Origin of the sequence: Williamsia sp. D3, from assembly GCF_000506245.1 — a bacterium.
Taxonomy (GTDB): domain Bacteria; phylum Actinomycetota; class Actinomycetes; order Mycobacteriales; family Mycobacteriaceae; genus Williamsia; species Williamsia muralis.
The window spans coordinates 1-12,367 of record NZ_AYTE01000029.1 but is presented as its reverse complement, the minus strand read 5'-3'; the positions used below and the strand labels follow the sequence as shown (position 1 = coordinate 12,367).

Sequence of the window (12,367 nt, the reverse complement as noted above, 5' to 3'; positions counted from 1 at the left end):
GGTAACGGCCCGGTCGACGGGGATAAGGGCCCGGTCGGTGGGGGTAGGGGTCAGGTGGGGAGCTGGTTGTAGCGATCCAGGGCGACCCGGCGCTGTGCCGAGTGATCCACGATCGGCTCGGGGTAATCGTCGGGCCTCAGTGCGCCGGGTTCGTGGACAGCGCTCCCCGGAATCGAGCGGAGCTCGGGAACCCAACGGCGTACGTAATCCCCGGAGGGATCAAACTTCTTGCCCTGGGTGGTGGGGTTGAACACCCGAAAGTACGGTGCCGCATCGGTTCCCGACCCGGCGACCCACTGCCAACCGTGCTGGTTGCTCGCCATGTCGCCGTCGATGAGTTGATCGAGGAACCATGCGGCGCCGCGCTGCCACGGCAGATGGAGGTCCTTCACCAGGAATGAGGCGACGATCATGCGCAGCCGATTGTGCATGAACCCACTTCCCGAGAGCTGCCGCATACCCGCGTCGACGATCGGGTATCCGGTCTTCCCCTCCCGCCACGCATCGAAGTCCGCGTCGGCGTCCGATCCCGAGTCGTGCTCCATCGCATCGAACTTCTTGTTCAGGTTCCACCACACCGAGTCCGGTCGCTGGTACAGCACGTCGGCATAGAAGTCCCGAAACGCCAGTTCCCTGACGTAGGCGGCCTGTCCGGCCCCCTCGGATTTGTCGAGTTCGACAAGCATCGCCCGCGGATGGATGTTGCCGTACTTCAGATACGCCGACATCCGGCTCGACGCCTCGAGATCGGGCCGGTTGCGGTCCTGCTCGTAACCGAGCACGCCGTCGGCGATGAACTCGGCAAAACGCTCGTGCGCGGCGTGCTCGCCGGCAGGGATGTCCAGTGTGGCCGGCGGGTCGGGAATGTCGATGGACTCGACACCTGCGATGTCACCGGGGTCGACCCAGTCCGCCGACTCCACTCCGGTGTCGGCCGGCTCCCGCCATCCGTGTGCCTTCCACGTACGGAAGTAGGGGGTGAACACCCGGTAGGGCTCGCCGTCGTCTTTGCGAACGCGACCGGGCGTCACCGCGTAGGGCGATCCTTCGGCGCGTAGCGGCACGTCGCCCAGCGCTTCGGCCACCTTGCGGTCTCGGCGACGTCCGTACGGGGCGAAATCGGCGGTGATGTGCACCGCCTCGGCGTCGATGGCTTTCGCGATGGCGGGAATCTGTTGCTCGGGCGCACCGCGGACGACCAGGAGTCTGCCGTCGAGCTGGTTGTGCAGATCACGGAGCGACTCAAACAGAAACGCCAGTCGTCGATCGCCCGACGATGCCTCGAGGCTGGGGTCGAGGACAAAACAGGCCAGGACGCGCCTGCCCTCCGCGGCCAGCAGCGGTGGCAGATCACCCAGCCGCTGGTCTCGACGAAACCAGAGCAGGATCGGTTGTTGGTCCATTCACCCATCCTGCCGAAAAGAACGGCGAAGGGTGGTACATCAATGTCGCGAATGCTTCGGCGGGTGCAGCAGCAGGTCGATGACCAGCGCAGTCCACCCCGTTTGATGACTCGCGCCGAGACCGGCCCCATTGTCTCCGTGGAAGTACTCGTTGAACAACAGATTGTCCTTCCACGCAGGATCGGTCTGGAAGATCTCCGTTCCCCCATACACGGGACGACGACCGTCAGCGTCGGGCAACCAGATCGACACCAGTCGGTCCGCCAGGTCTTGGGCGATCTCGAAGAAGTCGGAGTCGGCGTCCGCGCCGGTGGGGTAAGCCATCGTCACCTCGGTGCCGAAGAACCGCCCGTATTGCACCAGCGCGCGGATCGCCAGGTAGTTGATCGGGAACCACACCGGCCCCCGCCAATTCGAATTGCCGCCATACATGGCGGTCCGTGACTCGGCGGGCTCGTAATCGATGACCGCACCGGTGGCACCGGGCAACGTGTACGGCTCGCGGTACTTTTTCGACAAAGAGCGGAGACCGTGATCGGAGAGCATTGCGTCCTCGTCGAACACCGTACGCATCAACGACCGCAACTGGTCGGCAGACAACACCGACAGCAGGATGCGCGGTTTGTCGCCGTCGGAGCGGATCCGCCACGACTGCGCGCCCCCGATGCCGAGCGCCGCGAACCGCCGGGTGAATCGATTCCGCAACCTGCTCATCCGCTGGGCATTGCGCGCGGGGATCTCTGCGGCAGCCAGAGCGGGGATCAGCCCGACAAGACTTTGCACCTTGATGGACTCGCAGGTGCCGTCAGGGTCGGTCAGCCGGTCGTAGTAGAAGCCGTCTTCCACGTCGTACAGACCGGATTCCTTGAGCGACTGCGCGATCAGGGTGAAGTGCTCGAGGAACTTGATCACCATGTCTTCGTAGACGGGGTCATGGTCGGCAAGTGCCAGCGCTATGCCCAGCATGGCCTCGGCATAAAACGCCATCCATCCGGTGCCGTCGGACTGCTCGAGTGTGGTGCCCGGCGGCAGGTGTGAACGGTCGACCGGACTGATGTTGTCGAGTCCGAGAAACCCGCCACCGAAAACGTTGTTGCCGTGCGGATCCTGTCTATTCACCCACCAGGTGAAGTTGAGCAGCAGCTTCTGGAAGACCCGTTCGAGGAACTCGGTGTCGGTACTGCCGTCGATGTTGAACACCCGCAGCGCCGCGAGGGCATGCACCGGCGGGTTGACGTCGTCGAAACTCCACTCATAGGCGGGCAGAGCACCATTGGGGTGCAAGAACCACTCCCGCAGCAGCACGATCAACTGATACTTCGCGAATGCCGGATCCAGATGCGCCCACGAGATGGAGTGAAAAGCCAGGTCCCAGGCAGCAAACCACGGGTACTCCCACGGGTCTGGCATCGCCAGGATGTCGAAGGCATCGAGGTGTCGCCAATCAGTGTTGCGCCCGTGTTGATGTCCCGGTGGGGGTAGCGGCTCCGCGGGATCACCGTCGAGCCATCGCGCGACCTGATAGGAGTACATCTGCTTGCTCCAGATCAAACCCGCGGCGGCCTGGGTGAGGATCCGCATCTGCTCGGTGTCGAGATCGGGTCCGATGGCGGCATAGAACTCGTCCGCCTCACTTTGCCTCAGTGCGGCGATTCTGCCGAAGTCGTCTCCTGCCCAGTCACTATCACTGCAGCCGGCATCGTCCCGCCCGGACAACCGCACACGCGCATGCACCGTTTTTCCCGCAGCCACGTCCAGGTGGTACCACCAGGCTGCCTTGCTTCCGTGTTGCGCCGGATTGACCGTCGCGCGCCCGCGACCACGTGGTCGTTGATCCCGTCTTTCGGGTACGGCGTGATCGGGTCACCGCCGAAGATCTTGGGAATGTTGGTTTCGTTGTCGCAGAACAGAACCCGCGGCTCGGTCCCATCGCTTGCCGGCGCCGCCCGCAGTCGGTAGCCGTCCAGCCGGGCGTGCTCGAGGACCACCGCATCGCCATCGACGACCAGGCCGGGGATGTTCTGCTCGCCCGCAGCGCGCCAGGTGTTCCGGAACCAGCCGGTGGGCAGCATGTCGATCGACGCGTCGTCCGCGCCGTTGTTGGTGACGCTGATGGTCATCAGGATGTCGGTTGGACCGGCCTTGGCATACGTGACATCGACAACCCAGTAGCGGCCATCGTCGAAGACCCCGGTGTCGAGCAGCTCGTACTCGAAGTCGTCGCGTCCACGCCGGGCGTTCTCCGCCACCAGTTGCTCGTAGGGGAACGCCGCCTGCGGGTAGTGGTAACGCCATTGCAGCAGAGCATGACTCGGCAGCCCCTGCAGATACCACCAGTATTCTTTGACGTCTTCACCGTGATTGCCCTGCGGGCCCGTGAGTCCGAACATGCGCTCTTTGAGGATCGGGTCGACGCCGTTCCACAGGGCCAACGACAGGCAGAACTCGTGCCCGATGTCGGAGATCCCGGCCATACCGTCTTCGTTCCAGCGGTAGGCACGGGAACGCGCATGCTCGTGCGGGAGGTGGTCCCATGCGTTTCCTTCGTCGCTGTAATCCTCTCGCACTGTCCCCCATGCCCTCTCGGACAGGTACGGCCCCCACAGGTACCACGGGTTCGCATCGTGCAACCCGTCTTCGAGACGGCCGGTGGCTTCGGCGAGACGCTGATGCTCGGCCGTACCACCCGGCCGGCGGTGTTGCCCGTTCACTCAGATCGCCTCGCGTTCAGCATCATCGGAGGTGTTCTCCGCAGGGACCGGCTCCACCCGGAACAGGTGCCACAGCCTGGGGCCCAGCTCGACGAACAGGCCGTCGGTCAGATCGGCGGCGCCACGGCGATACCGGAGGTCACGGGTGTCGTCGACGAGGTCGACTTCGGCCGCTGCGAGGTCGTCCCATCCTGTTCGCACCAGGCCACTGGCAACCCGGTCGCCGAGGTTCACCACGACGACCCAGCGGGTGTCACCGCGCCAGGCCCACGCCAGCAGATCCGCTGTTGTGGAGTTGTCGGCCCAACCGGTGATCTCGGCCGTGGCCCACGATCCGGTACGGAATGTGGTGTCGCGCAGAATGTTCGTCAGCCGGCCATAGAAGTCGAGCAGCTCGTTGTCGACCTCCTCGACCGGGCTGCGGCCCAGTTGCACAGGAAGATGCATGCGCCGGCCCTCGAACTGGCCATCGTAGAGCAACCTCGCGCCGGGGTGGGTGAACGACGTGACTGCCGCGATCTTGTGCCCCGCGAGCGAGAACACCGATGCAGCCCTGGGCTCGTCGTGATTTTCGAGGAATCGGACGAGCCGGCTGAGATGGTCCGGCTCGGCATCGAGTTGCCTTCTGACCGCGGCAGCGTCGCCACCTTCGACGAAGCGGTCGTACAGACCCTTGTCGTAGCAGTAGTCGAATCCCTGCTCCTGCAGGGCGGCCTCGAGGTCCCAGTACGCCTCAGCGATGAATGTGAAGTCGGGGTGTATCGACCGCACGGCTCCGATCACGAGTGGCCAATACTCCTGTGACGGAACATGTCCCGCGCGTTCACCCCAGGTTCTGCCGAACACGTCGTTCATCATCAGCATCGCCATGTCGCACCGCACACCATCGCACTGTTCGGCTATTCGCGTGAGGGTGGTGATGACGGCCGCACGCAACTCGGTGGAGAAGGCGTTGAGTTGCACGACGTCGGGCCACGCCGGGAAGTAGGGGTCGCGGCCGTTCGCGAGTACCTTGCCGCCGACCTCGATGAAGGATGCCGGTTCCTCGCGCAGGTCATCGGCGGTGCCGCCGACAAAGAACTCCGGATGCGCGGTGGTCCACGAGTGGTCGGGCGCAACATGGTTGGGCACGAAGTCCAAGATCAAGCGAATCCCGCGGTCAGCAAGGGCCTGCCGTGCCGACGCCAGCCCGTCGGGGCCGCCGAGCATCGGGTCCACCTCGTATCCGCGGATGCAGTACGGCGAACCGACGATGTCATCGATGGTGAAGTCGGGCAGGATGTCCCGGCAATGCTGGACCAGGGGTTCGTCCGCTCTGGCGATCGCCACACCGGCCGGGCTGCGCTGCCACACCCCCATCAGCCACACGACATCAGCACCGGACGCCGCGATCACGTCCCACACCTCGCCGAGGACATCACCCAATTCGACGCGCCGGCCGTACCTCCTGCTGAGCTCGTCGAGCCACGGCCACGTGTTGATCTCGTAGATGAACGGGTGCGCGATCACCCCGTAAACCTATCGCGCACAAAGCCGTCAGTGGCTGTGAACGCCCAGGAGATCACCGCCCGTTCACCGGGGGGCGGCCAGGGTAAGTGCCGGAGACAGCAAACAGCCCTGCACGGTGACCGTGCAGGGCTGCTGCGAAAGATGCGTACCCGGACCTAAGAAACGCCGAGCAGATCGATCACGAAGATCAGTGTCTTACCCGACAGCCGGTGTCCGGCACCCTCGGGCCCGTAAGCGAGCTCGGGCGGCACGGTGAGCTGACGGCGACCGCCGACCTTCATGCCGGGAATACCCTCCTGCCAGCCCGGGATCAGCCGGTCGAGCGGGAAGTTGGCGGACTGGCCGCGGTTCCACGAGGAGTCGAACTCCTCGCCTGTCTCGTACTCGACGCCGACGTAGTGGACGTCGACCACTCCACCGGCAACAGCGACGTCGCCGTCACCGATCACCAGGTCGGTGCTCACCAGTTCGGTGGGTGCGGGGCCTTGGGGGAACTCGATCTCAGGTTTTGTCATGGTTCAGCGCTGATCCATATTCAGGTAGTCACGTTCGGTGTATCCGGTGTAGATCTGCCGGGGACGGCCGATCTTCCCGGTCGGGTCGGCGTTCATCTCACGCCAGTGCGCGATCCAGCCGGGCAGCCGGCCGAGTGCGAACAGCACGGTGAACATCCGGGTGGGGAACCCCATCGCGCGGTAGATCAAACCGGTGTAGAAATCCACGTTCGGGTACAGCTTGCGCGAGATGAAGTAGTCGTCGCTCAGGGCCACTTCTTCGAGCCCCTTGGCGATGTCGAGGAGATCGTCGTTTACGCCGAGGAGCTCCAAGATCTGGTCGGCGGTCTCCTTGACGATCGCGGCCCGCGGGTCGTAGTTCTTGTAGACCCGGTGCCCGAAGCCCATGAGCTTGACGCCGTCTTCTTTGTTCTTGACCTTGTTCATGAACTCCTTGGTGTCGCCACCGGAGGCCTTGATGTCGTCGAGCATCTCGAGCACGGCCTGGTTGGCACCGCCGTGCAGCGGGCCCCAGAGTGCGTTGATGCCACCGGAGATCGAGGTGAACAAGTTGGCCTGCGACGACCCGACGAGGCGGACCGTGGAGGTGGAGCAGTTCTGCTCGTGGTCGGCGTGCAGGATGAAAAGCATGTCAAGGGCCTTGACCACGTCCGGGTTGACCTCGTAGGGCTCCGCGGGGAAACCGAACGTCATCCGCAGGAAGTTCTCGACCAGGTTCAGTGAGTTGTCCGGGTACAGGAACGGCTGTCCGGTGGACTTCTTGTAGGCGTACGCCGCAATGGTGGGCAGCTTCGCCAACAGTCGGATGGTCGAAAGCTCGACCTGCTCGGGATCTTTCGGGTCCAGGGAATCCTGGTAGTACGCGCTCAGGGCGTTCACTGCGCTGGACAGCACCGGCATGGGGTGCGCGTTGCGCGGGAAGCCGTCGAAGAATCGTTTGAGGTCTTCGTGCAGCAGCGTGTGGCGACTGATCTTGTTGGTGAACTCGTCGAGTTCGGACGGGGTCGGGAGCTCGCCGTTGATCAGGAGGTAGCTGACCTCGAGGAAGCTCGATCCCTTCGCCAACTGCTCGATGGGGTATCCGCGGTAGCGCAGGATTCCGGCATCGCCGTCGATGTAGGTGATCGCCGACTTGGTGGACGCCGTATTGACGAAACCGCCGTCGAACGTGGTGAGTCCGGTCTCGGCGAGGAACTTCCCGAGTCCGACGCCGTTGGCACCTTCTGTCGCTTCGACGATGGGAAGCTTGATCTCGCCGCCGGGATAGCTGAACGTGGCCTTGGCCTCCGCTGCCGATCCGTTGGCAGACACTGTTTCGGCGGACACTTGGTCCTCCCCTTTTCGACGGGCTGCACCGGTCTCGTGAACCGGTGCAGGTGTTTTACCTCCGGGGCCGTCGTAACGATCGTGCGACCCGGTTAACAACCTAGTCGGTTTCAAGCTCGCCCGCCCACGGAGGGTCCGCGCCGGGCCGCGACACGGTGATCGCGGCGGCCCGGGCAGCGAACTGCAGGGCCTCTGACCAGTCGTTTTCGGTCATCGTGCGGAGCTGCGCGGGGTCGAGGAAGCGGCGCGTTCCCAGCCAGTGCAACAGGGCGCCACAAATCGTGTCGCCTGCCCCTATGGTGTCGATCACATCGACTCTCCGGCCGGGTACACGCGCGGTGAGGTCGGGCGTGCGAACACTGAGTCCATCGCCGCCGTGCGTGATGACAACCGCGCCCACGCCGGCTTCGATCCAGCGGTCCGGATCTGTTCCGGCGGCGCCCTCGGCCAGCCATTCGGCGTCGTCGTCGGACACCTTGACGATGTCGAGCGACGGCAACCACGAGGCGAAGCGCTTGCGGTAGGCGTCGGGGTCATCGATCACACCGGCACGGATGTTGGGGTCCAGCAGCGTGAGGCGGCCCTCGCCATGACTGCGGTGCAGGAGCTTCTCGTAGGCGCTTGCCCCCGGCTCGAGCACCATCGACAAGGTTCCGAAAGCGAGGGCGGCGACCGTGCGTGGTAGCTCACCCGGATCGGTGACCAACCGGTCGGCGGTGCCCTGCAGATAGAAGTTGTACTGCGCCGATCCGTCGTCGCCGATGCTGGTGAGAGCGAGCGTGGTCGGTTCTGGACCACGTTGCAGCAGAGAGAAATTCACGCCGGCGGAACGAAGCGCATCCGCGAGGGCATCGCCGAACGCGTCGGTGGACACGCGCGAGCACAACGACACCGCCGACCCGAGCCGGCCCAAGGTGATCGCGGCGTTGAACGGGCCGCCGCCCAGAGCAGGTGTGAGCGGACTCAGCGCACCGGGTGCAGACGGCACCAGGTCCACCAGCGCTTCTCCACACACGACGATTTCTCTCACGGCGCCACCCTCATTCCCGGAATCGCAAGCCCCAGCGGCCGGTCCAGATCTGGCCCGGTTCGAGCACGATCAGATCGGTTCCGGTGGCAAGCGCGTTGGGCGGCGCGGTCATCGGTTCGATGGCCACGGCCCTGCCGCGACCGGGGTACGGCTGGTCGTGGCCCGGGTCGGCGGTGAAGGCCTGGACCCACGAGAAGTTGAGGTCGGTCCACAGTTCGGTGGTCCCGTCCGAGCCGATCAGGCGATGGGTGATGATGCCGTCGTCATCCGTCATCGCGGTGAACGGGGTGTCGAGCCACACTCCCTCGACCGGTCGTGGCGTCCGGAAGTCGAACTCGGTGCCGACGACGTCGACAGGGTCGCCGTCGGGGAGTTGGCGTTCGGGGTCGAGCGGCTGATACTTCTCCGCTGCCAGCTGCAGTGAGCAGTCGTCGGCAGGGACGTCGCCCACGCGGACGAAGGTGTGCTGGCCCACTGCGTACGGCGCGCGGATGGTCCCGGTGTTGGTGGTGGTGTGGGTGACGGTCAGGCCATCGGGCCCCACCGCGTAGGTGGCGGTGAGCTGGAGGTCGAACGGCCAACCGGGATGCTGCCCCACGGCGACGCCGAGGGTGACCGACGTCGGGGTCTGGTCGAGGACATTCCAGTCCACCATCCGCACGAAGCCATGGTTGGCGTTGTTCCGCCCGGCTTCGGTGATGGGGAGCTCGTACGACGTGCCGTCGAAGATGTATCGGCCGTCGCCTGTGCGGTTCGGCCACGGCGAGAGCACCAATCCGCACGAGAGCGGAGGCTTGACCCCCGGTTCGATCTCCCAGGTCTCGGTGAGGAGCCGGCCGCGCCATCTGACGGCCCGGAGCCCCGCGCCGGTCGCGGCGATCTGTGCGCTGTATCCATCCGCTTCGATGCTGTGCCCGGCCACATCGGCCAGCTTAGCCGCCACTTGTGGGGGCGATGCGAAGTTGTCGCCCCGGCAAAAGCTTTCATCCATTCGGCCGAGCCGGCCCACCATCGACCCCGCGTGACGGTTGACACACCTTCTGAGACGGATCTAGAGTTTCGTCTCATTGGTGCCTCACGGCACCGGCCGTCGACGAAGGATGTCTCCCGTGACCGACCTGCGCGATACCCGACCGATCACCACGCCCGTCCCGCCCGCATCCGAGCCTGTGCCACAACTGCTCGGTCCGGATTCGGTCACCTGGAAGTTCTTCGGCGGCTGGCACGGGATGCTCATCGGCCTGTGGTCGGGGTCGATGCAGAACATGCACCCGAAGCTCGGTGCGGCAGTGTGGGAGCACTCCGACTTCTTCGGCGAACGCTGGGAGCGGTTGATGCGGTCGCTCTATCCGATCATCGGGGTGGTGTTCGACGGCACCGAGGACACCGGCCGCGAGGTTCGGGACTACCACCGCGAGATCAAGGGTGCGATGCCCGACGGCAGCCGCTATCACGCGCTCGATCCGGACGTCTTCTACTGGGCGCACGCCACGTTCTGGTACGGCAACATCCGGTGCGCGGAGGTCTTCGGTCCACCGATCACCGAAGCGGAGAAACGCCAGCTGTTCGAGGAGTCACGCACCTGGTACGCGATGTACGGCGTGAGCACCCGGCCATGCCCGGATACCTACGAGGATTTCCTCGAGTATTGGGATCACATGTGCCGCAACGTCCTTCAGGACCATCCCGCCGTCCGCACGGTGCTGGACATCTCCGAACTGCCGCCGCCCCCGTGGATGTCGTGGATGCCCCGGCCGGTCTGGAAACAACTGGTCCGCCCCACCGAACGATTCTTCACCTGGCTGACGGTGGGCCTGTACGACCAGCCCGTTCGCGATCTGATGGGCTTCACGTGGTCAGAACGTGACGAGCGCCGTTTCCGCCGGTTCGGCAAGGCCGTCAACACCTTCATGCACTTGTTGCCCGAGCGCTACCGCAAACATCCACGTTGCCGCGACGCCTGGGATCGGCTGGCCGGAGCCGTGCCCGCCGACGCACCACTGCTGGACACCCCCGTACGCAATCTGCCTCCCGAAGCCGTCCGTGGCGAGCCGATGCACTACTGCCCGGTGACGGCGGCGCGAAGGGCAAACTTGCCCTGGCAGTCCAACGAGACCGCACTCTGAGAGCTCGACCAGGCTTCGGGCCCGGTGTCATCAAGACCACACCGGTCCACCGTAACGCGGCCACCTGGGGATTCGACTAGTCCTGCAGCACCGAAAGCGCCACGCCCACGCCGTCCCGCACGGGGCGGCATGCCCGGGCAGCGCCCAAGACAAGCCGACTGGCGCTCACGGCCAGATGCCCTACCATGTCCGGCGGAGCATCGACCATCGGCCGTCCCCAAAACCGGGATGGCCTGCCCCGGCGACAAGTCGCATGCGGAGGACCATGACCATCACGACAGCCGAGCCACGACCGACACTGCAGAAGGTACCGCTGACCACCGAGGCGGCGCGCATCGGCGCCACCGCCTGGCACGCCGTCTGCGGAGGCGCACGCTTCGCCACCCGGGTACGCCACAAGCAGGACGCGGCCGCAATCGGAGCCGGCGAGACACGCAACACGTTCGCCGCCCTCGGCCCGACCTACGTCAAGCTCGGGCAGCTCATCGCCTCGAGTCCAGGCGTGTTCCCCAAGGTGCTCTCCGATGAGTTCCGGTCGCTGCTCGACAGGGTGCCCCCTGCCGACCCCGAGCAGGTTCGTGCGGTGCTGAGCAGCCAGCTCGGCCGCGACCCCGACGAGGTGTTCGACGACTTCGACGCCGAGCCGATCGCCTCCGCGTCCATCTCGCAGGTCCACACCGCGACGCTGAAAACCGGCGAGTCGGTGGTCGTCAAGATCCAGCGCCCGGGAATCAAGGGCCGGCTGGCCGCCGACCTGCAGATCCTGCAGCGCACCGCCGCGCTTGTGGAACTGTCGTCGTACGGACGCATGCTCAGCGCCAAAGCGGTGATCGAGGACTTCACCGCCAATCTCAACTCCGAGCTGGACTTCCGCACCGAAGCCGCCGCCATGGAGGAATGGACCGCTGCGATCTCGGGGTCGAAGTACGCAGACAAGGTGCGTGTTCCGAAGGTGTACTGGGACCACACCACCGAGCGGGTACTCACCCTCGAGCGGGTGGACGCCATTCGTATCGACGACGTCAAGGCCATCCGCCGCGCAGGTCACGACGGCACCGAGATCGTCAAGACGCTGCTGATGTCGTTGCTCGAGTCGGCCTTCACCGATGGGATCTTCCACGGCGATCTGCATGCCGGGAACGTTCTCGTCGACGCCGACGGGCGCATCGTGTTCCTCGACTGGGGCATCGTCGGCCGCTTCGACGACAACACCCGCATGATCGTCCGCGAATTGCTCGGCAATCTGATGCGCAGCAACTACGAGGCCGCCGGTCAGGCCCTGGCCGCGCTGGGCACCTTCGGGAAACCGGGTTCGGTCCGCGAGACCGCCAAGGACCTGCGACGCGTCGCCGCCCCCATCGGCGGAACCGAACTGGGGAACATGGCGTACGCCGACCTGGGCCGTCAACTCGCGAACCTCGCCAAGAACTACGACGCCCGTCTCCCACGTGAACTGGTACTCGTCGGCAAGCAGTTGCTCTACGTCGAGCGCTACATGAAACTGCTCGCCCCGCGATGGAAGGCGATGGCCGACCCCCAGGTTGTCGGGTACACCGCAGGCCTGCTCAAGGATTCGGCCCCCAGCCGCACCCGCGTCGCTGCCCGGTGATCGTCAGCGCGTGATGCGGTAGCGGACAAAGGCGGGGACGGCGAGGGCAGCGAGGACTGTTCCGATCACGACGAGGATGCCGCCGCCGGCGGTGGCGGCCGCGGTGCCGACCGATGCGGCCGCGGCGCCGTGTGCGAC

At 65.3% G+C, this 12,367-nt stretch carries 10 protein-coding genes; 2 read left to right on the top strand and 8 right to left on the bottom strand.

Annotated elements, in window-relative coordinates; genetic code table 11:
* Window positions 1-50 precede the first annotated feature (50 nt).
* From W823_RS47550 to W823_RS47520, 8 genes are all read right to left on the bottom strand, one after another.
* Window positions 51-1,403, bottom strand: coding sequence for a deoxyribodipyrimidine photo-lyase (locus W823_RS47550; protein WP_023960059.1), 1,353 nt, complete (start codon window positions 1,401-1,403; stop codon window positions 51-53).
* Between the two features lie 39 nt (window positions 1,404-1,442).
* On the bottom strand, window positions 1,443-3,155 hold the full coding sequence (locus W823_RS58960) for a hypothetical protein (protein WP_235189599.1): 1,713 nt from the start codon (window positions 3,153-3,155) through the stop codon (window positions 1,443-1,445).
* Window positions 3,044-4,114 (bottom strand): hypothetical protein, encoded by a 1,071-nt coding sequence (locus tag W823_RS58955; RefSeq protein WP_235189598.1) that lies wholly within the window; start codon window positions 4,112-4,114, stop codon window positions 3,044-3,046. The genes W823_RS58960 and W823_RS58955 overlap by 112 nt, the downstream gene beginning before the upstream one ends.
* Window positions 4,115-5,623: an alpha-amylase family glycosyl hydrolase gene (locus W823_RS47540; protein ID WP_023960057.1), complete on the bottom strand. Its 1,509-nt coding sequence runs from the start codon at window positions 5,621-5,623 to the stop codon at window positions 4,115-4,117.
* Between the two features lie 155 nt (window positions 5,624-5,778).
* Entirely contained in the window at window positions 5,779-6,138 is a 360-nt protein-coding gene (locus tag W823_RS47535) for an FKBP-type peptidyl-prolyl cis-trans isomerase (RefSeq protein ID WP_023960055.1), read from the bottom strand.
* Between the two features lie 3 nt (window positions 6,139-6,141).
* A complete protein-coding gene (locus tag W823_RS47530; RefSeq protein ID WP_023960053.1) occupies window positions 6,142-7,464 on the bottom strand; it encodes a citrate synthase in 1,323 nt (440 codons plus the stop codon).
* Window positions 7,465-7,564: 100 nt separating this feature from the next.
* The gene (locus tag W823_RS47525; protein WP_031332702.1) at window positions 7,565-8,494 is read right to left on the bottom strand and encodes a carbohydrate kinase; all 930 of its coding nucleotides are present in this window, start codon (window positions 8,492-8,494) and stop codon (window positions 7,565-7,567) included.
* A gap of 10 nt (window positions 8,495-8,504) precedes the next feature.
* Window positions 8,505-9,416 (bottom strand): aldose 1-epimerase family protein, encoded by a 912-nt coding sequence (locus W823_RS47520; RefSeq protein WP_031332700.1) that lies wholly within the window; start codon window positions 9,414-9,416, stop codon window positions 8,505-8,507.
* A 178-nt stretch (window positions 9,417-9,594) separates the two neighbouring features.
* Here W823_RS47520 and W823_RS47515 point away from each other — a divergent pair, with 178 nt between their 5' ends.
* Both W823_RS47515 and W823_RS47510 read left to right on the top strand, forming a co-directional pair.
* Window positions 9,595-10,620: an oxygenase MpaB family protein gene (locus tag W823_RS47515; protein ID WP_081729831.1), complete on the top strand. Its 1,026-nt coding sequence runs from the start codon at window positions 9,595-9,597 to the stop codon at window positions 10,618-10,620.
* Between the two features lie 265 nt (window positions 10,621-10,885).
* Window positions 10,886-12,229: an AarF/ABC1/UbiB kinase family protein gene (locus W823_RS47510; protein ID WP_023960046.1), complete on the top strand. Its 1,344-nt coding sequence runs from the start codon at window positions 10,886-10,888 to the stop codon at window positions 12,227-12,229.
* Window positions 12,230-12,367: the final 138 nt, after the last annotated feature.